The 23302-nt window shown below is 41.4% G+C and carries 5 protein-coding genes; all 5 read right to left on the reverse strand.

The features are described from left to right. A partial coding sequence (locus tag CDG77_RS18515) for a protein kinase domain-containing protein (RefSeq protein WP_143857052.1) occupies positions 1-425 on the reverse strand: 425 nt, incomplete at its 3' end. Positions 426-503: 78 nt separating this feature from the next. Further along, positions 504-6404 (reverse strand): trifunctional serine/threonine-protein kinase/ATP-binding protein/sensor histidine kinase, encoded by a 5901-nt coding sequence (locus tag CDG77_RS18520; RefSeq protein WP_094330809.1) that lies wholly within the window; start codon positions 6402-6404, stop codon positions 504-506. Positions 6405-6482: 78 nt separating this feature from the next. Next, positions 6483-11942, reverse strand: a complete 5460-nt coding sequence (locus CDG77_RS18525) for a trifunctional serine/threonine-protein kinase/ATP-binding protein/sensor histidine kinase (protein WP_094330810.1) — start codon at positions 11940-11942, stop codon at positions 6483-6485. 74 nt (positions 11943-12016) lie between these two features. Then, positions 12017-17443: a trifunctional serine/threonine-protein kinase/ATP-binding protein/sensor histidine kinase gene (locus tag CDG77_RS18530; RefSeq protein WP_094330811.1), complete on the reverse strand. Its 5427-nt coding sequence runs from the start codon at positions 17441-17443 to the stop codon at positions 12017-12019. A 74-nt stretch (positions 17444-17517) separates the two neighbouring features. Beyond that, a complete protein-coding gene (locus CDG77_RS18535; RefSeq protein ID WP_094330812.1) occupies positions 17518-23301 on the reverse strand; it encodes a trifunctional serine/threonine-protein kinase/ATP-binding protein/sensor histidine kinase in 5784 nt (1927 codons plus the stop codon). Position 23302: the final 1 nt, after the last annotated feature.

The following is a 23302-nucleotide window of genomic DNA, read 5'->3' on the forward strand; positions in this document are numbered from 1 at the left end:
ATATTGGCGGGTTTAATATCTTTATGAATAATCCGCTCTCGATACAATATATCTAAGGTATTGCAGAGGGCGATCGCTATCTGTAAAAACTCTTCTAGAGACGCGATATCTCGCATCTGGTTAGCAGCAAAATATTCTTTTAGAGAAATTCCTCCAAAATCTTCCATCACCAGCGAATAGCCATTTCGATAGGGTTCCAGGCTGTAGGTTTGGATGATTAGAGGTGAGTTGAGATTTTTGGTAATGGTGTACTGATTGCGAAACTGTACCAATTCACTGAAACTTGGATATGGATTCTTTAGCAGTTTAATGACTACCGATAATGAGTCAGTTTCTCGATATCCCCGATAAACCAATGTTCTGGAACCGTTGTAGAGTTCTTCACTGATAGGATATCCGGGAATCTTGATAAGAGTGCTAACCATATATACTGCTAAATCCTGAAGACTTTCAGATTTAGTATTCCCAGATATTTGAAGCTGTTTGAGAATGAGAGTTAAAAATTATACCGGGATTTCAATGATAAATTCTGTACCCTCACCCAAAACCGAGTTACAACTCAATTTACCGCCGTGGGTTGATTCAACTATTTGCCGTGCGATCGCCAACCCCAAACCTGTACCTTTACCGACAGCCTTTGTAGTAAATAAATGGTCAAATATCTTTTGTTTGACTGACTCACTCATCCCTTTACCATTATCAGTAATGGCAATTTTCACCCTTTCATTTTCGACTGATGTTTGAATGGTTATGCAGTTGGGAATGGCTTGAATTTCTGCAAAACTCCGACCATTATTTGATTCATCTAATGCATCAATGGCATTTGCCAAAATATTCATAAATACCTGGTTGAGTTGTCCAGGGAAACAGGCAATTGCTGGAATCTGACCGTAGTTGGTGACAACTTCAATGGCTGGACGAGTCTCCGAAGCCTTGAGGCGATGGCGTAAAATCAAGATGGTGCTATCAATCCCTTCGTGGAGGTTGAAGGTTTGTTTTTGGTCGCTATCGGCACGGGAAAAAGTACGAAGACTCTTACTGATAGACTTGATGCGATCGCCGCCATCTTTCATTGCTCTGACTAACTTGGGTAAATCGTCCCGTAAATATTCTAGGTCGATTGTCTCTAATTCCTCTTCAATCTCAGTCCCAGGTTGAGGGAATTTATCGTTGTAGAGGTCAATCAGCCCAAATAGGTCATTGATAGAATTTTGAACAGCACCAACGTTGCCAATAATACAGCCAACGGGATTGTTGATTTCGTGGGCAACTCCGGCGACTAAGTTCCCCAACGCAGACATTTTTTCACTTTGAACTATTTGGAGTTGGGCGTGCTGCAAATCGTTCAGGGCATTTTCTAATGCAAGGGATTTCTCCTGTAGGGCAAGTTCTGCAAGTTGACGTTCACGAAGTGCAGCTTGCTGTTCGCTAATATCCAGAAATAATCCATCCCAAACCATAGATCCATCAGCAAATCTTTTGATGCGTGACTCTCCGTGTATTGACTTAATAATTCCAGAAGGTGTAATAATTTGTCCTGACCATTGCCAGGGACATAGGGCTTGAAGGACTTCAGTCTTGGACTGCTGATAACTCAGGACATGATCTGGATGCACCAGATTGTCGAAAAACTGCCAATTGGACATGGCTTGCTCTGGGGTAATTTCTAACAGGTTGTAACAGTCGGCACTAATGTAGGTCAACGATATGACCCCATCGGCACTTACGCGATATTGATAAACAACCCCAGGAACATTATCTACAAGTCTCTCAAACCGAGAATTACTCGCGCTCAATTCGGCGAATGACTCCTCTAGTTGTTGAGCATATTTTAGCGATCGCTGATAAAGTTGGGCATTTTCCAAAGAAATGGCTGCTTGAGCGCAAAGTAAGTTGAGGAGTTCCACGCGATCGCTCGTGAACGCCTCCGTTGCTAAATTATTTTCTAGATATAAAATGCCCAGCAACTTCCCTTGATGCAAAATGGGACTACACAAGATACTCTTCGGTTGCTGACGCATGATATAGGGGTCATTGGCTAAGGTCGGATCGGCACTTGCATCAATCAGCACAGTAGTCTGCCGATTGTGTTTGACTTTGTAAATCAGCTTCAGGGGAATATCCTGACTCTCCTCAACCAGAAGGCGCTGCAACACGACTGGCTGTGTCCCCAGGGTAATTGACCCTTCGATCAGCAGGTGTTCGGATCGCAAGAGCATTAATACGCATTTATCAGCCCCCGCATTTTCAATGACGATTTCCAGCAACGATGAAAGCAGTTTTTCCAGTTCGATTTCGCCTGAGATCGTTTGAAAAGCTTTAAGAATAGCGGCTAAATCTAAAGCAACAGAGACGCTGCTACTGCTGGAACTAGGGGAACTAGTGGATGTGACACTCCCCAAAACGAAGATTGTTTCGTTAGTTGACAGAGGAGAACGGGTTTGCTGGAGGATGGAGGCGAGGAGTTGAGGATAGCGTTTTTCCAAGTCGGCGACTTTGGCTTTTGCACCCCAACGAGCATAGCCATAGTAGGCTTCAATCATGTATTCCTGGGCAATGCGCTTTTTGTCCCAATCTAGATAGAATTTGGCTGCCAGTTCATTGGCTAAGGCTTCTTCGTTGATAAACTGATGTGCTTTAGCAAGAGTTATAGCTTGGTCATAACACTCACTGGCGGCGACTTTTTCACCCAAAACTCGATGACGTTCAGCCTCAACTAGATACCATTTATGTAAATGATTCATCGGGGCATTTTGCGCCCATTGATGCAGAACAGTTTGATGAGTTATGGCAACAGCAAGCAGCTTTGCTTGTTCTGCATCTGGCTGGGTGGGGAAGAGTGCCAGATGAGTTAGGGCAGCATAAAAATGGAAAATAGAAGTAAAAAACATTCCCGATACTGCCATCAAATAAGACTTGACTGAGGTGATGTAATTGAGGGCAGCCTGATAATTGCCAAAGTGGTAGGCAAGCAGCAGTTTGTAGATGTAGACAATGGCGATGGAGGTAAGATCGTTATCTTGCTGGTGCTTTGGCAGCATTAACGTCTCATCATAGATAGTGCCAGTTAAGCAATCTGGTTGGCTTACAGTTTCTCTGAAATGCTCCAGCGTTTGCCGCACCATATCCGAATAAATATGCGCCGAATCTTGTTTCATCTGAGCTAGGACAGCATTGTAAGCAGCCAATTCCGATGACAATGTGTCCACCTCTACACCTGCGAAAAGCGCATTACAGGCGTAACCAGCTACGTTGTAGCCAGCGTAGAGAAAATCGCCTGTTTCTATGCCGGTGGTGTAGCCATCTTTCAGTGTCGGTAATGTTGCCAAGACTGCTTGCTGGTGATGTTGGATAAAAGATCCAAACAAGTTTAGAGTCAGGGACTTCATAGACTGAGCATTCAACGCCTCTAGCAACGATAGCGCTAATCTACCAAACTCGTAGCCTGTTTCGACTTCGCCCAAAAAGGCACATAGGATCATGCCATGAAGCCCATATCCTACCGTCGAGGCGGGGGCATTGCCAAACTGGAGCGACAACTTCACCATCGTTGCGCCCAAAAGAGGCAGTAATCCGGGCATTCCCAGCAACACTGGTGCAAACAACACTCCTAATAGTTGCATTGCAGCGATCGCGGTGGGATCGCTCATCCTGGGTAAATTAACCAGGGTAGATGGATTGTTACCGCTTTGAAGATTTACAAGGTCTTGTAGCACTTTGTTGATTTGGGCTTCATCGGCTGCAATCGGCAGATCCACGCCTAATTGACTCAGTGCATCTCTTCCCACTGCGATCGCTTCTAATATTTGGCTCTGAGCCATTTGTGCAGCGATTTGAATTTCGTAGATTTTAACTTTGTCTAAAATGGTCTGAGCTTTTTGCAACACTAATGCGGCTAGCTGTTCCATCTCCTCAAAGTCACCATTCAAATAGCTAGCTTCAGCAGTGGTAATATACAGATTCAGAGTCAATTCATACTGATGTTGCCAGCAGTCTGGCTGTAATAGCTTCATCCCGGTTTGGAAATAAACTCTTGCTGCGGCGTAGGCTGTCGAATTTCTCGCCTTGACTCCAGCTTTGAAGTTCAGTTGAGCAAGTACTTCTCGTTCGCTCACTTGAGTAATTAACTCTTGTCCTAAATTCAAATGCAGGACAATATCAAACAGTTTTTCCTCAAGCTCAATCTCGGACAAGTTTTGTCGCAGTAACTGTCCAATTTGGAGATGAGTTGCTGTTTTTTGCTCATCGGGAATTAGGGAATAAGCTGCTTGTTGTACTCGGTCATGTAAAAATTTGTATGTAACAGTCTCTTGATTTTCTTGAGTAACTACCAGATTATCTTGCCCAACATAAAACTTATAAACATCACCAATCGGTAAAATCAACCCTGATTGTAATGCTTTCCACAAATCAGCAGCTGTCTCAATTTGGGATTGTTCGGAAATAATTGCCAAAGTTGCTAAATCAAACTGGTTGCCAATACAAGCAGCTAACTGCAATACCTCTTGAGTTGATGGCGGTAGTTTTCCTAATTGCAATGCCATAAAGGTCACAATGTCATCTGTAACCGCTTGAATTGTCACTTGGGCAATGTCAAATTGCCAACAGCCGAATTTCAAATCAAATTGAATCAGATTTTCTTGATGCAGTGCTTTGAGAAACTGGGTTACGAAAAACGGATTCCCTTTGGTTTTCTGATAAATCAATACGGAAAGAGTCCATGCCAAACTTTCTGGACATTTCAATGTGTCAGCAACTAGCTGATTTACTTGATCTTGACTCAGTGGTGCTAAAGTAATCTTATTAATCGTTGCTTGAGTTTTTTGAATCTCACTCAAAGTCAACATGAAGGGATGTGCTGGATTGACCTCGTTATCACGGTAAGCACCAATTAATAAAAGATGACCTGTATCAGCCATTAATATCTGCATTAATTGTAGTGATGCTGAATCTGCCCATTGCAAGTCATCTAAAAACATCACTAATGGATGTTCTGGCTTGGTAAAAACTTGGGTAAATTTTTGAAACAATAAATTAAATCTATTTTGTGCCGCCGTTCCTGATAACTCTATCGCTGCTGGTTGTTCGCCAATAATTGTTTCTAATTCGGGGATGACTTCAATAATTACCTGTCCATTTTCACCAACTGCCTCTAGAATTTGGTTTTTCCATTGCTGAATTTGGGCATCACTTTCGGTTAATAATTGCCCGATTAAATCTCGAAATGCTTGCACAAAAGCACTCAAGGGAATATTTCGTTGAAATTGATCGAATTTACCTTTGATAAAATAACCCCGTTGTCGGACAATCGGTTTATGAACTTCATTGACAACCGCAGTTTTACCAATTCCCGAAAAACCAGATGCCAGCATCATTTCTACACCCTTATGTCCCTCCTTATTAAGGGGGGATTCAGGGGAGTTAGCGACTCTTTCAAATGCTTGCAGTAGAGTTGATACTTCGGTTTCTCTGCCATATAATTGATCGGGGATGAGGAAGCGATCGCACACATCCCGTCGCGCAATTGGGAAACTCTTAATTTCACCAGTTTTATTTAGCTGATATAAACAATCTTCTAAATCAAATTTCAGTCCCAATGCACTCTGATATCTATCTTCAGCATTTTTCGCCATCAATTTGCTGACAAGATCGCAAAGGACTTGAGGAATCTCTTTTCCCTTGACCCTTTCCCTTAAATTGGGTGCTGGTTTAGCAATATGACAATGCACCAACTCCATCGGATCTTTGGATGAAAATGGTAGTTCTCCTGTCAGTAATTCGTAAAAACTGACACCCAAAGAATAAAAGTCAGTCCGGTAGTCAATTCCCCGATTCATTCTTCCTGTTTGTTCTGGGGATATATAAGCAAGTGTGCCTTCTAACACATTGGGATTGATGAATATTTGGGTTTCTCGTGGTAGCAGAGATGCAATACTGAAGTCAATTAATTTAACTTGTTTGGTTTCGGGGTTAATTAAAATATTGCTGGGTTTAATATCTTTATGAATAATCCGCTGACGATAGAGAATATCTAAGGCATTGCACAGCGCGATCGCAATCTGCAAAAATTCCTGTAGAAATGCGATATATCGCCCCTGCTCAGAGGTGAAATAATCTTTTAAAGAAATCCCTCCAAAGTCTTCCATCACCAGCACATAGCCATTTTGATAGGGTTCCAGGCTATAGGTTTGGATGATGAGAGGTGAGTTAAGATTTTTGGCTATGGTGTATTGATTCCGAAATTGTACTAGTTCACTGAAACTTGGATATGGATTCTTTAGCAGTTTAATGACTACAGGTAATGAGTCAGTCTCTCGATACCCCCGATAAACTAGGGTTCTGGAACCATTGTAGAGTTCCTCACTGATGTGATATCCGGGAATATTGACAAGAGTGCTAACCATATATATTGCTAAATCTTTAAGATTTCCAGATTTAGTATTCCCAGATATCTGAAGCTGTTTAACAATGAGAGCTAAAAACTATACCGGGATTTCAATGATAAATTCTGTACCCTCACCCAAAACCGAGTTACAACTTAATTTACCACTGTGAGTTGATTCGACGATTTGCCGTGCGATCGCCAATCCCAACCCCGTACCTTTTCCGACAGCTTTAGTAGTAAATAAATGGTCAAAGATTTTTTGTTTGACTGATTCATTCATCCCTTTACCGTTATCAGTAATGGCAATTTGTACCTTTTCATTTTCGACCGATGTTTGAATGGTAATGCAGTTAGGATTGGCTTTAATTTCCTCAAAACTGCGTCCATGATTAGATTCATCTAATGCATCAATAGCATTAGCGATAATATTCATAAATACCTGATTTAATTGACCGGGAAAGCAATTAATCGCTGGGATATTAGCGTAGTTCGTGACAACTTCAATGGCTGGACGAGTCTCGTTTGCCTTGAGGCGATGGCGTAAAATCAAGATGGTGCTATCAATGCCTTCGTGGAGATTGAAGGTTTGTTTTTGGTCGCTATCGGCACGGGAGAAAGTGCGGAGACTCTTGCTGATAGACTTGATGCGATCGCCACCATCTTTCATCGCTCTGATTAATTTGGGTAAATCATCCCGTAAATATTCCAGGTCGATTGTCTCTAATTCTTCTTCAATCTCAGTCCCAGGTTGAGGGAATTTATCGTTGTAGAGGTCAATCAACCCAAATAGGTCATTGATGGAATCTTGGACAGCACAAACGTTGCCAATAATACAGCCAACGGGATTGTTGATTTCATGGGCTACCCCGGCGACTAAGTTACCGAGTGCAGACATTTTTTCACTTTGGACTATTTGGAGTTGGGCATTTTGCAGATTGTTTAATGCCTGTTCTAGCTGTTGGGCATATTGCTGCGATCGCTCATAAAGTCGGGCATTTTCTAGGGAAATGGCTGCTTGAGCGCAAAGTAAGTTGAGGAGTTCGACGCGATCGCTTGTAAATGCTCCAGTTGCTAAATTATTCTCCAAATACAACACGCCAAGCAACTTACCCTGATGCAAAATCGGACTACACAAGATACTTTTGGGCTGCTGTTGCTGAATATACGGATCGTTGATTAATTTTGGATGCACTGTGGCATCAATAATCACTGCTGGTTGTAAGCTGCGTTTGACAGTATTAATTAAGCTAACTGGCACGTCAACAGAGTCTTCAACAGGCTCCGATTTAAGCAACATTGGGTAAACGACGCTGGCAATTTCCTTGTGCTGTAATGATGTGACGCTACTAGAAAGTTGTGCTATCCCCCGAATCAGTAGACGACTTTCTTCTACAAGCATCAACACAGACTTATCTGCTCCAGCATTTTCAATGACCAAATGTAGCAAAGCTGAAAGTAGTTTTTCGAGTTCGATTTCACCAGAAAGGGTTTGAGAAGCTTTGAGAATGGTAGCTAAATCTAAAGCTACAGAGGCACTGCTACTGCTGGAAGTAGCTGAACCGGTAGAGCTGACACTCCCTAAAGCGAAGACAGTTTCGTTAGCTGAGAGGGGAGAACGGATTTTTTCTAAGATCGGAGCAAGCAGTTGGGGATAGCGTCGTTCCAAGTCGGCGACTTTAGCTTTAGCGCCCCAACGAGCATAGCCATAGTAGGCTTGAGTCAGATATTCCCCAGCTATGCGCTCTTTGCCCCAGTTGAGATAAAATTTAGCTGCTAGTTCGTTGGCTATGGCTTCTTCTTGGATGTAGCCATGTCCTTTGGCGGATGCGATCGCGCGATCGTAATAGTCTGTTGCGTCACCTTTTTTACCCAGAATCCGACACTGTTCTGCTGCAACTAAATCAAATTTATGCTGAAAATTCATTGGCGCATAGTCTGCCCATCGCTTCATCTTTTCTTGGTTGTTAGCCACTCGAATTAAGATATCTTCTTGTTGCGAGGACGATATCGATGGGTAGATAGCTAAGTGCGCTAAAGAATCATAGAAATGGAATACTGGAACTAACATGAGTCCTTGTACCCCATCTAAATAAAGTTCAGCTTGCAGTGCATTTTCTTGGGCTTGTTGATATTCTCCAAACAGGTAACAAAGCATTAGCTTATCAAGATATACACACTTCAGCCCACTTCTATCATTAGCATCTTTCATGAGTGGCAAAGATATTTCTTCGTTGAAGACTTCACCCCGTAAACTGCATGGATTTTCTGAGGGATTTAACAAGTTCAATACTGACTGTTGAGAAGCTTGATGCCAACGTAGAGGATTTTCTTGCTTGATCCGAGCCAGGGCATCACTAATAGAGGCCATTTCTCCTAACAGTATTGTTAGTTCATGTCCCATAAAATAGGAGTATTTGTATATAAGCATGGCAGATATTCCACCATATTCAAAATTTCCACCTTCTAGTCCACTTTCGTAGCTCTCCCAAAGAATAGGCAATGTTTCTCTGACGTGAACTTTGCCATGAGTTGAAAACGACCCTACCACATTAAATACAAATGCTTTGATCTCTAGATCGTTGAATCTTTCTGCTAAACTGATAGCTAACTGACCAAATTGATAACACGATTCAATATCTTGAAATACTGAATTTAGCAGCATCCCATAAAAAACGTAACCAGGCGTAGAGAAAGGTGAATTACCATAGTTGAGTGATAAATTCATCAATTCACACGCAATTAAAGGCAAAAGTGCAGGTGCAGCTTGATAGGTAGGAGTAAACATACTTGCTAACATCTTTGTAGCTGCTAACTTCTCGACATCTTTCATTAACGGTAGATTAATTAAGTCTTCTATTTTCTTCTCTTGGAGATTGCTTACAGTTTGAGTAAGTGCTTGCTGAATGTCTGATGGTTCAGGTGATTTAGGTAAACGCACCCCTACTAATTCCAGAGCTTCTAATCCCATTTTGACAGCTTCTAGCTTTTTGCCCTGCGCCATATAACCTTGGATTTTGACAGCATAGACTTTCATTTTGTCAACAGCAGTTTTTGCCTGTTGGATGACAACATCTGCCCATTGCTCCATCTGGGCAAAATCGCCATTGAGATATGCGGCTTCTGTCGCTAGTTCATACAGTGCTAAGGTGAGGTCATAGTAGATATTCCAGCAAGATTCCTGTTGAGAGTGAGGTAAGTTCAGTAAGCCGATACCTGTATTAGAATATTCAGATGCGGCTGCGTAAGCTGTGGCAACTCTGGCTTTTTGTCCCGCTTGCAAATTGAGTTGGGCGAGTTTTATTTGTGGCGATCGCTCAATAACTAAGGATTTTCCAATATTGAGTTGATTGACAATCTCAAACAGGTTTTCGTTCTGTTCTGTGGCTGGCGTATTGTTCAGCAAGAGTTGCCCAATTTTCAGGTGAGTTGCCTGTTTTTCTTCCTCTGCAATCAGAAAATAGGCGGCTTGTTGGACGCGATCGTGTAAAAATTGATATCTGGCTAATTGTTGATTGATATTGCTATTTGACAGCACTATTTTGTCATTATCTTCTCCCTGATAAAACTTATAAACATCACCAATCGGTAAAATGAACCCTTCTTGCAATGCTTTCCATAAATCAGTAGCTGTTTCTATCTCTGATTGTTCTGAAACAATTGCTAAAGTTTCTAAATCAAACTGATTGCCAATACAAGCAGCTAGTTGCAATATATTTTGAGTTAATGGCGGTAGTCTGCGTAATTGAAATGCTATAAAGGCAATTACATCATCTGTAACTGCTTGATTTTTCACTTTTGCAATGTTACATTGCCAACAGCCTGACTCAAAAACAAATTGAATCAGCCCATCTTGATATAAGGCTTTGAGAAACTGTGTAGCGAAAAACGGATTACCTTGAGTTTTTTGATATATTAACTGAGAAAGATTCCATGCTAAATCTTCTGAACATTTAAGGGTATCAGCAACTAACTGATTGACTTTTGTTTGACTGAGTGGTGTTAAAGTAATTGTATTAATCGTTGCTTGTGTTTTCTGAATCTCACTCAAAGTCAACATGAACGGATGTCCTGGTTTGACTTCATTATCACGATATGCACCAATTAAAAGCAGATGACTTGTATCAGTCATTAATAACTGGATTAATTTCAGCGATGCCGAATCTGCCCATTGCAAATCATCTAAAAACATCACTAACGGATGTTCTAAGCTAGTAAAAACTTGGGTAAATTTTTGGAACAATAAATTAAATCTATTTTGTGCCGCCGTTCCTGATAATTCTATCGCGGGTGGCTGTTGACCAATAATTATTTCTAGTTCAGGTAGGACTTCAATAATTACCTGTCCATTTTCACCAACAGCAGCTAATATCTTATTTTTCCATTGTTGGATTTGAGGATCGCTTTCAGTTAGCAATTGCCCTATTAAGTCTCGGAAGGCGATTACAAAAGCACCAAAGGGGATGTTGCGTTGAAATTGGTCAAATTTCCCTTTGATAAAATAACCGCGTTGCCGCACAATGGGTTTATGAACTTCGTTGACAACCGCTGTTTTCCCAATCCCCGAAAACCCAGCTACCAGCATCATTTCTGTTGCGCCAAGGCTGACTCTTTCAAATGCTTGGAGTAGGGTTGAGACTTCTGCTTCTCGTCCATATAATTTATCTGGAATGATGAAGCGATCGCACACATCCCTCTGTGCAATTTCAAAATTATTAATTCTACCATCAACTTGTAGCTGATGTAAACAATTTTCTAAATCAAACTTCAGTCCCAAAGCACTCTGATATCTATCTTCAGCATTTTTTGCCATCAATTTGCTGACGATATCTGAAATCACCTGCGGTATCTCATCTCTAATAACTGAAGGAGGTTGTTTTGCAATATGACAATGCACCAACTCCATCGGATCGTTTGACTTAAACGGTAACTCTCCCGTGAGTAATTCGTAGAATGTCACACCCAGAGAATAAAAATCAGTGCGGTAGTCAATTCCCCGATTCATCCTTCCTGTTTGTTCTGGAGAAATATAAGCAAGTGTCCCTTCTAAGACGTTGGGATTGATTAGTGTTTGCGTTTCTCGTGGAAGTAAAGATGCAATACTAAAGTCAATTAATTTAACTTGTTTGGTTTCTAGGTTAATTAAAATATTGGCAGGTTTGATATCTTTATGAATAATCCGCTCCCGATACAATATATCTAAGGTGTTGCACAGTGCGATCGCAATTCGTAAAAACTCTTCTATAGATGCGATATATCGTATCTCTGGTGAGGTGAAATAATTTTTAACAGAAATCCCCCCAAAGTCTTCCATCACCAGCGCATAACCATTCTGATAGGGTTCCAGACTGTAGGTTTGGACGATTAGCGGTGAGTTTAGATTTTTAGCGATCGTGTACTGATTGCGAAACGACAAGAGTTCATGGAAACTGGGATAAGGATTTTTCAGTAGTTTAATGACTACGGGTAATGAGTCAGTCTCTCGATACCCCCGATAAACCAGAGTTCTGGAACCATTGTAGAGTTCTTCACTTACTTTATATCCGGGAATACTGACCATACTGCTAAATCTCAATGATTTCCAGATTTAGTATTCCCAGATATCTGAAGCTATTTACCAACAATAGCTAGAAACTATACCGGGATTTCAATGATAAATTCTGCACCCTCTCCTGGTGCAGAAATACAGCTTAAATTACCCCCATGTTTTTCTACCACAATCGAATAGCTCGTTGACAATCCCAAGCCTGTTCCACTACCTACTGATTTCGTCGTAAAAAATGGATTAAATATATTATTTTTTACTGACTCGCTCATCCCTATCCCGTTGTCTGCAATGCGGATAATTAATTTTTTTGAATCTCTGAATTCAGTGTGAATAATAATAGTAGGTTGGGGATTTGTCTGTGATTCTTCTAAGGCATCAATAGCATTAGTGATAATATTCATAAACACTTGATTGAGAGCAGACGCATAACAATTAACTAAAGGTAGTTGACCATATTTTTGAACGACTTTAATCTCTGGATGTTTACTATTATTAAGTCGGTGCTGCAAAATTAACAGAGTGCTATCAATACCAGAGTGAATATCTACTGGTTTAATTTCTGCTTCATCCAAGCGGGAAAAATTTCGCAGTGACAGGACAATTTGGTGGATGCGATTTGCTCCCACCCCGATCGATGAAAGGAGCTTTTGTAAATCATCTACTAGAAATTCTAGGTCAATATGGGCAATTTTTTCGGCAATTTCTGGCAATGGGTGCGGATAAAGTCGCTGATATAAATTATTTAATTCAATTAAGGATGCCACATATTCATTCGCTGGTTCTAAGTTACCGTAGATGAAATTAATCGGATTATTAATTTCATGAGCAATTCCAGCAACTAGCTGTCCTAAACTTGACATTTTTTCCGATTGAATTAGTTGGGCTTGAGTCGAGTAAAGTTTCTCTAGTGTTGATTCTAGCTGAGTTGCTTTTTCTGTGATTTCCTGGGTGCGTTCTTCTATTTTTTGCTCCAGAGTATGAGAATAGTCTTCTAATTTGCTATAAAGTTGAGCATTTTCTAAGGAGATAGCTGCTTGGGTAGTAAGGAGTTTGAGAACTTGTAGGCGATCGCTCGTAAAGGCTCCCACCGTTAGGTTATTTTCCAGGTACAAAATGCCAATCAACTTGCCTTGGTTGAGAATTGGCGCACAGAGAATACTCTTAGGTGAATGGCGAATAATATAAGGGTCAGCCGCTAGGGTTGGCTCAACTACTGCATTCTCAATTACAGTCAAGGTGAGGGTATTTTTGACCCGATTGATTAGAGTAACGGGTACTGTTTGACCATCATCAAAGAGCAGCGAATGCAAGAGAATAGCAGGTTGATCGAGTTGAGATAATGCCTCAATTACCCAGCATGAACCTTTTGGCATCAGCAACGCACATTTATCCGCTCCCGCACTTTCCAGTATCACCTCAAGTAGGGTTGAGAGTAATTTCTCCAACTCAATTTCACTCGACAGAGATTGAGAAGCTTTGAGAATGGTCGCCAGATCGAGGGCTTCTGAGAAGCTAGTATTACCGAAAGTGGAACTTTGGAGGGTGTGAGAGGAGATAGAAATAATCGTTTCCGTACATGTGAAAGATGATTGCTGTTTTTGCCAAATTGTGGCGAGCAGTTGGGGATAGCGGGTTTCTAAATCAACAACTTTAGCTTTTGCTCCCCAACGGGTGTAACAATAATAAGCTTCAGTCATATAGGTTTGAGCGATTTTTTCTTTGCCCCAATCCAGATAGAATTTAGCGGCTAGTTCATTGGCTAAAGCTTCTTCGTTGGGGTATTGATTTTCTTTGGCGGTGGCGATGGCGCGATCGTACTGCTCCATTGCTTCCAATTTGTTACCGAAAACTCGACACTTTTCGGCCTCCACGAGATGCCATTTATGCTTATGATTCATCGGGGCATTGTGCGCCCACTGGTGCAGAATAGTTTCATGGGTTTTAAACTCGGCAAGAATTGCAGAAAGCTCAATTTCTGAGTTTGTGGGAACAAGTGCCAAGTACGTCAGGGCTGCATAGAAATGGAAAGTGGGAATATGCACCATTCCCGATGCTGCCATCAAATAGGGCTTGCCTTGGGTGATATAGTCGAGGGCAGCCTGATAATTGCCAAAGTAGTAAGCAAGCAGCAGTTTGTAAGTAGAAACAAAGGCAATCATTGTGAGATTCTTATCCTCGTGGTGCTTAGGAATCATCACCGTTTCATCGTAGGCAGTGCCTATTAAGCAATGGGGCTGGCTCACCGTTTCTCTGAACTGCTGCACTGTTTGCCGCACCATGCCCAAAATAATCCGCGCTGAATCTTGTTTCAATTGAGCCAGGGCAGCACTGTAACCAGTCAATTCCGGTGCCAACGCCTCCAGGTCTACACCTGCAAAAAGCGCAACATAGGCGTAATTTGCTATGCCGTAGCCAGCAAAGAGAAAATCACCTGTTTCCATACCAATGATGTAACTATCTTTTATGGTTGGTAGCGTTGCCAAGAATGATTGCTGGTGATGCTGAATGAAATTCCCAAACATGTTGAGAGTGCTGCATTTCATCGACTGAGCATTCAACCTCTCCAGCAAGGAGAGTGATAATTTACCAAACTCGTAGCCTGTTTCGACTTCGCAAAGAATTGAACATAGCACCAGGCCGTGCATCACATAGCCGACTGTCGAGGCTTTGTCATTGCCAAACTGGAGCGACAACCGTACCATCGTCGCGCTCAACAGGGGCAGTAAACCTGGCATTCCCTGGAACACAGGTGCAACCAACATTCTTAACAATTGCATCGCGGCTTGGGCTGTGCGATCGCTCATCACGGGCAGATCGATCAACCCAGCAATCTCTCTGCCATTTAGTTGCTGGTTAAGTTCTTGTAAGGCGTTGTCAATCAAAGCTTCGTCTACTTTCGTCGGGAAATCCACCCCAAATTGTGCTAGAGCCTCTGTTCCCACTGCCAGCGCCGTTGATATTTGGATCTGAGCCACTAGTGCCACGATTTGAATTTCATAGATTTTCACTTTGTCGAAAATAGTCTGTGCTTGTCGCAATACCACTGCGGCTAGCTGTTCCATACCCTCAAAGTCACCATTCAAATAAGCAACTTCCGCAGCCGTCACATACAGATTCAGAGTTAGTTCATATTGATGTTGCCAACAATCGACCTCTAGTAAATCAATTCCAGTTTGTAGATACACTTTGGCAGCAGTGTATGCAGTTGAACTTCTGGCTTTACTGCCAGCTTTGAAGTTAAGTCGCACTAAGGCTTCTCGTTCTTGTTGTTGATTAATTAATTCAATTCCTAAATTCAAATGAAGGGCAATATCAAACAGTTTTTCTTCTCGTTCTATTTCTGAAAAGTTTTGCTGAAGTAACTGGCCAATTTTGAGATGAGTTGCTTTTTTTTGATCATCAGGAATTAGGGAATAAGCTGCTTGTTGAACTCGGTCATGCAAAAACCGATAAATCGGATTAGCTGCGGCATTAGAAACCGAGGTACCATCAGATTGAAGAAAGAACTTATAGATTTCCGTATTCGGAATAATCAGCCCTTCTGGCAACGCTTTCCATAAATCAGCCGCCGTTGTCTCTAGGGATTGTTCTGAAACAATCGCCAGCGTATTCAAATCAAACTGCGCTCCAATACAAGCTGCCAGTTTGAGAACATTCTGAGTCTGGTTCGGCAACTTCTGCAATTGCAGTGCCATAAACTCCACCACATCATCAGTAATTGCTAAGGCTCTGACTTGGGCAATATTACACTGCCAATGACAGGATTCTAAGTCAAAGGTAATTAGACGATCGTCATTTAATGCTTTGAGAAACTGGGTAGCAAAGAAAGGATTACCATGAGTTTTTTGATAGACTAATTTTGTCAAAGGTTGGGCTAGCAATAATTTGCAATTCAGCGTATCTGCCACCAACTGATTCATATCTGGTTCGCTTAACGGTTGCAGAACAATCGTATTGACTACTGCCCCAGTTTTGACGATTTCATCTACAGTGAGGATGAATGGATGAACTGGTGAGACTTCATTATCCCGATATGCACCCAATATTAATAAATGTCCTGTTTCTGACATCAATAATTGCAGCAATTTCAGCGATGCGGAATCTGCCCATTGCAAATCATCTAAAAATATCACTAAAGGATGTTCAACACTTGTGAAGATTTGCACAAATTTCTGCATCAGCAGATTAAAGCGGGTTTCGGCAGCACTCCCTGATAGTTCTATAGCTGGAGGTTGAGTACCAACAATGCGTTCTAGTTCTGGAATTACGTCAATCAAGACTTGTCCATTGTCGCCAACGGCTTCGAGAATCTTGGTTTTCCAGGCTTGTAGTTGTGCATCTGATTCTGAAAGCAATTGCCCCATTAAATCTCGGAATGCTTGCACAAATGCCGAGAAGGGAATATTGCGCTGAAATTGGTCATATTTCCCTTTAATAAAATAACCGCGTTGCCGGACAATGGGTTTATGAACTTCATTCACAACAGCAGTTTTCCCAATCCCAGAAAAACCTGCTACCAGCATCATTTCTGTTGTCCCAAGGCTGACTTTTTCAAATGCTTGGAGGAGGGTTAATACTTCGGTTTCTCTGCCGTAGAGTTTTTCGGGAATGAGGAAGCGATCGCTAATATCTCGCTCTCCTAATGTAAAATATTCAATGTTTCCGCTGGCTTGTAATTGACTTAGACAAATTTCTAAATCATGCTTGATTCCCAAGGCACTCTGATAGCGCTCTTCGGCATTTTTCGCCATTAACTTACTGACGATTTCAGATAAAACTAAGGGAATATTGGGATTGCGATCGTGTACGACAATGGGATTTTTGGCAAGATGACAATGCACCAATTCCATCGGATCTTCTGAGACAAATGGTAATTTTCCTGTGAGTAATTCATAAAATGTGATACCTAATGAGTAGAAGTCACTGCGATAGTCAATTCCCCGGTTCATTCTTCCAGTTTGCTCTGGCGAAAGATAAGCAAGTGTGCCTTCTAGGGCGTTGGCATTGTGAATTTCTTGGGTTTCTCTTGGTAGCAAAGATGCAATACTAAAGTCAATTAATTTAACTTGTTTGGTTTCGGGATTAATTAAAATATTACTGGGTTTAATATCTTTATGAATAATGCGATGACGAATGACAATATCTAATGTGTTACACAGAGATATAGCAGAGAGCAAAAATTCCTTTAGAGACGTTATATGTAACCTCTCTACCTTGGCAAAATCCTTAAGGGATATGCCGCCAAAATCTTCCATCACCAACGCATAGCCATTTTGGTATGGTTCTAGGCTATAAGTTTGAATAATTCCCGGATGGTTAAGATTTTTGGCAATGGTGTATTGATTGCGAAACGACAAGAGTTCGCCCAAACTCGGATAAGGATTTTTTAGCAGTTTAATTACTACAGGTAATGAGTCAGTTTCTCGATACCCTCGATAAACCAGGGTTCTGGAACCATTGTAGAGTAAATCATAGATGCGATATCCGGGAATACTGACTAAAGTCCTAACCATGCTGCTAAATCCTGAAGATTTCCAGATTTAGTATTCCCAGATATTTGAAGTTATTTACCAAAAACCGCCAAAAATCATCCCGGAATTTCAATGATAAATTCAGTACCCTCACCGATAACAGAGTTAAAACTCAATTTTCCGCCGTGGGTTTCTTCCACAATTTGACGAGCGATCGCGAGTCCTAATCCTGTGCCTTTACCAACAGCTTTCGTCGTAAATAAATGGTCAAATATTTTTTGTTTTATCTCTTCATTTATTCCCTTAGCATTATCGGCGATTGTAATCTTAACTAGATTATTTTCGACTGAGGTTGTAATTGTAATGCAGTTCGGGTTTGTTTTAATTTCGTCAAAGTTACGTCCATAATTAGATTCATCTAAGGCATCAATAGCATTGGCAAGCAAGTTCATAAATACCTGATTTAATTGACCAGGAAAGCATTCAATTTGAGGTAAATTACCGTAGTTAGTGACAACTTCAATTAATGGTCGTTGTTCATTTGCCTTGAGACGATGTTTCAAAATTAAAATCGTGCTATCAATACCTTGATGGATATTAAAAGGTACTTTGTAATCTTGGTCAGCACGAGAGAAAGTACGTAAACTGGTGCTGATGTTTTTTAGCCTGTCGCACGCCATAGACATGGAATCAATCATCTTAGGCAAGTCTGATAAACTATAATCCAAGTCAATTTCTTCGGCATGGTCAATGATTTCATCATTTTTGTTGGGTAAACTTTCTTGATAAAGCTTTAAGTGTTCAACAATATCGGCGATCGTAGGTTTCGCTTGTTTGAGGCTGGCAGCAATAAACCCAAGAGGATTATTCATTTCGTGAGCAACGCCAGCAACTAAGTTACCCAATGCAGACATTTTCTCGCTTTGCACCATTTGTAATTGGGCATTTTGCAGTTCTTGCTCTGCTCGTTTGCGATCGCTAATATCCAAAAATAATCCATCCCAAACCATAGAGCCATCGGCAAATCTTTGGATTTGAGATTCCCCATGAATCCACTTGATAATTCCTGATGGGGTGATAATTCGCCCTTCCCAGTGCCAAGAAGATTCGGTTTGAATGGTGTGAGTTTGGGACTGTAGAAAACTTGCCATGTCATCTGGATGCACCATATTGGTGAAAAACTGCCAATTGCACATAGCTTGCTCTGGGGTAATTTCCAGCAAACTATAACAATCGGCACTAATGTAGCTCAACGATATAACCCCATCGGCACTCATGGGATATTGAAAAACTACCCCAGGCACATTGTTTACCAAGCTATGGAAGCGAGAGTTACTCGCACTCAATGAGTTTAGTGATTCCTCTAGCTGTTGGGCATAGTTCTGCGATCGCTCATACAGTCGGGCATTTTCTAAAGAAATTGCGGCTTGAGTGCAAAGTAAGTTAAGTAGTTCAACGCGATCGCTCGTGAACGCCCCCGTTGCTAGATTATTTTCTAGATATAAAATGCCCAGCAACTTACCTTGATGCAAAATTGGGCTACACAAGATACTCTGAGGCTGTTGACGCATGATATAGTCGTCATTGGCTAAGTTCGGATCGGCGATCGCATTAATTAGCACAACAGTCTGCTTGTTATGCAAGACTTTGTAAATTAGCTTCAGGGGAATGTCCTGACTTTCCTCAATGGGAAGGCGCTGCAACACAACTGGCTGTGTTCCCTCGGAAATCGACCCTTTAATTAGCAGGCGATCGTCTCGCAACAGCATTAACACGCATTTATCAGCCCCCGCATTTTCAATGACGATGGAAAGCAATGATGAAAGCAGTTTTTCGAGTTTGATTTCGCCTGAGATAGTTTGAGAAGCTTTGAGAATAGCAGCTAAATCGAGAGAATCAGAGACCTTGGAGGAAGAACTAGTGGAGGTGACTGTTCCTAATGCGAAGACGGTTTCGTTAACCGAGAAAGCAGTGCGAGTTTGTTGGAGGATAGAAGCTAGCAGTTGAGGATAGCGTCTTTCCAAGTCAGCAACCTTGGCTTTAGCACCCCAACGGGTATAGCCATAGTAGGCTTGAGTCATGTATTCTTCGGCGATGCGCTGTTTGCCCCAGTCGGAGTAGAATTTAGCTGCCAATTCGTTGGCTAAGGCTTCTTCTTGGATATATTCATTAGCTTTAGCTCCAGATATTGCCCGATCGTATAACTCTATAGCTTCTGCTTTTTGTCCTAAAAATCGACATTTTTCCGCTTCTACCAAATCGAACTTATGCTGATGATTCATCGGTGCATAGTGCGCCCACTGCTGCAACTGAGTTTGGTTTTTTGCCACCCTTTCTAATGCGGTTGATACCTCGCCTGACATTTGACTCAATTGGGCTAGAGCTATCAAAGAATCATAGAAATAAAATGCAGGTTCGGCAACTGTTCCCGCACTCGACATCAAATAGTTTCTGCACTCAAAGGCATAGTTATTAGCTGGCTCAACTTCCCCAAACAAAAAGCAAAGCATCAACTTATACGAATAGAAAATATATAATCCATATATATCATTTGCAGACTGCAACAGGGGGATAAATTCTGTCTCTTGGAAAGCCGATCCAGACAAAATGGTGAGATGCTTTGCCAAACCTAGTAAATTTGAAATTACTTGCCAATCAATCAGACAGTAATTAGCTGCTCCCAATTGCTTCAGTTGCACTAATGCATGGTAGTAAGTGCGTGTATCTTCCTCCAAGTTAGCAAGGGGTTGACCGCACCAAAAAGAAATTAAACAGAAATTGTGAACCGCATAACCAGCGTATTCCAGGTTTCCAACTTCTAGCCCAAAGGTATAACTCTCACTCAAGAGGGGTAACATTTCTTTGAGGTGAGATTTGCGGTGGAGGATAAAATTTCCCAGCAGGAAAAATACTTCCAGTTTACTTGCTTTATCATCGAATTTTGTTGCCACATTCAATGCCAACTGTCCAAACTGTGTAGCTAAATCTATATTTTTCTGCATATTACAGAGAACGAGGCTGTAACAAGCATAGTTAGTAGCAGAAACAGATATATTGCCGTGCCGCAGGAATAATTTGACTAACAAGGTAGCTAGTAATGGATACAAAAGAGATCCACAGGTGTAAGCTGCTGCCATGATGCTACTGGCAATTTGGGTAATGGCGATTTTATTTGCATCTGTCATCACAGGGAGGTAGATAAAATCTGCAATTTTGCGATCGCCAATTAATTCGTTAATTTCTTGGATTGACTGTTGAATATCATCTGGTGTGGGTGATTCGGCGATCGTTACGCCCAACTGTTGCAGCAGCTTGATGCCGATCGCCAGTACTTCACTGAGTTGACGCTGGGAAGTCTTGGCTTGAATCCTAATGCGGTAAACATTGACTTGTTCTAATAAAGAATGTGCTTGTTCGGTGACAAGATCGATAAACTGTTCCATCGTCTCAAAGTCACCGCATAACATTGCCACTTCCGCCGCTAATTCATGGAAGGCGAGAGTCATTTCATATTGCTGTTGCCAAGCGTCTTCTCCCAACAAAGACAATCCAACTACGGCATATTCACGCGCTGCTTGATAGGCGGTGGCAGTTCTGGCTTTGCGACAGGTGATGAGGTTAAGTTGCGCTAGTTCATTTCGTTGTGTTTGTTCGCTAATTAAAGCCGTGCCATAATTTAATTGATTGACGATTTCAAAAATCCGGTCAACTCTAGCTTCTGGGGAAATCTGTTGGAGTAATAGTTGTCCGATTTGGTAATGAATCGTCTGTTTTTGGTCGTCGGGAATCAGGGAATAGGCGGCTTGTTGGACGCGATCGTGTAAAAATCGATAAGTTGGATTCGCTGTTGTATTAGCAACCAATCCACTGTCAGATTGAATAAAGAACTTATAGATTTCTGTATTCGGAATAATCAAACCTTCTTGTAAGGCTTTCCATAAATCATCTGCGGTTATTTCCGGGGATTTTTCTGAAACAATCGCCAGGGTATTCAAATCAAACTGTGCCCCAATACAAGCAGCCAGTTTAAGAGTATTCTGAGTTGTCAGCGACAATTTCTGTAATTGTAGTGCCATAAACTCGACGACATCATCTGTCAGAGAAAGCAACCGCACTGCCGCAATATCGGATTGCCAATGTCGTGTTTCCCAGTCAAAATTAATGTATTTATCTTCATGCAATGATTTGAGAAACTGGGTGGCAAAGAAGGGATTACCCTGAGTTTTTTGGTACACCAATTCGGTCAAAGGTTGAGCTAAGGATAATTCGCAATTTAGCGTATCTGCTACCAACTGATTCAGATTGACTAAACTTAACGGTTGTAGTGTAATGGTGTTGACTGCTGCGCCAGTTTTGACGATTTCATCTACAGTGAGAATGAAGGGGTGAGCGGGTGACACTTCATTATCTCGATACGCACCCAATACCAATAAATGTCCGGTTTCTACTATCAATAATTGCAGTAATTTCAGTGAGGCTGAATCGGCCCATTGCAAGTCATCTAAAAACATCACTAAAGGATGTTCAATACTTGTGAAGACTTGCACAAATTTTGGCAATAACAAATTAAATCGATTTTGGGCAGCCGTTCCTGATAATTCTGTAGCTGCTGGCTGTGAGCCAATAATGTTTTCTAATTCAGGAATTACGTCAATTAAAACTTGTCCGTTGTCTCCTACGGCGGCTAATATTTTGTTTTTCCAGGTTTGGATTTGCCGATCTGATTCTGATAGCAATTGCCCCATTAAATCCCGGAATGCCTGAACAAATGCCGAAAAGGGAATATTGCGTTGAAACTGGTCATATTTCCCTTTAATAAAATAACCGCGTTGCCGGACAATTGGTTTATGAACTTCGTTGATAACCGCAGTTTTACCAATTCCCGAAAACCCAGCTACCAGCATCATTTCTGTTGCCCCAAGGCTAACTCGTTCAAATGCTTGCAGTAGAGTTGAGACTTCGGTTTCTCGTCCATAAAGTTGGTCGGGGATGATGAAGCGATCGCACACATCCCGTTGTCCAATTTCAAAACTCTGAATTTCACCATCAACTTGTAGCCGATCTAAACATTTTTCTAAATCAAACTTCAGTCCCAATGCACTTTGATATCTAGATTCTGCATTTTTAGCCATCAGTTTCATAACGATATCGCATAAAACTTGTGGAATCTCTCTCCCCTTTATTTCACTTAAATGCGGTGGATTTTTGGCAATATGACAATGGACTAACTCCATCGGATCTTTGGATTCAAAAGGTAACTTTCCTGCCAGTAATTCGTAGAAAGTTACTCCCAAAGAATAAAAATCTGTGCGATAGTCAATCCCCCGATTCATTCTGCCTGTTTGTTCTGGGGAAATATAAGCGAGTGTCCCTTCTAATCCATTGGGATTGATGAGAGTTTGGGTTTCTCGTGGGAGTAAAGAGGCAATACTAAAGTCAATTAATTTGATTTGTTTGGTTTCAGGATTAATTAAAATATTGGCGGGTTTAATATCTTTATGAACGATCCGCTCTTGATAAAGTATATCTAAGGTATTGCAGAGTGCGATCGCAATTCGTAAAAACTCTTCACTAGACGCGATATATCGCCCCTGGTCGGCGATGAAATAATCTTTCAGAGAAATCCCCCCAAAGTCTTCCATCACCAGCGCATAGCCATTTTGGTGTGCTTGGAGGCTGTAGGTTTGAACGATCAGGGGTGAGTTGAGATTTTTAGCAATGGTGTACTGATTGCGAAACGATAAGAGTTCGTTAAAATCTGGATATGGATTTTTCAGCAGTTTAATGGCTACAGGTAATGAGTCAGCCTCTCGATACCCTCGATAAACTACGGTTCTCGAACCATTGTAGAGTTCTTCGCTGATGCGATATCCGGGAATACTGACCATGCTGCTAACCATA

The sequence above is a fragment of the Nostoc sp. 'Peltigera membranacea cyanobiont' 213 genome, assembly GCF_002245975.1.
Lineage (GTDB): Bacteria > Cyanobacteriota > Cyanobacteriia > Cyanobacteriales > Nostocaceae > Nostoc.

Excerpts from the sequence above, each read along its gene's own strand:
- CDG77_RS18530 (WP_094330811.1), bottom strand. The coding sequence starts at position 17,443 with ATGGTTAGGACTTTAGTCAGTATTCCCGGATATCGCATCTATGATTTA.
- CDG77_RS18520 (WP_094330809.1), bottom strand. The coding sequence starts at position 6,404 with ATGGTTAGCACTCTTGTCAATATTCCCGGATATCACATCAGTGAGGAA.
- CDG77_RS18525 (WP_094330810.1), bottom strand. The coding sequence starts at position 11,942 with ATGGTCAGTATTCCCGGATATAAAGTAAGTGAAGAACTCTACAATGGT.
- CDG77_RS18535 (WP_094330812.1), bottom strand. The coding sequence starts at position 23,301 with ATGGTTAGCAGCATGGTCAGTATTCCCGGATATCGCATCAGCGAAGAA.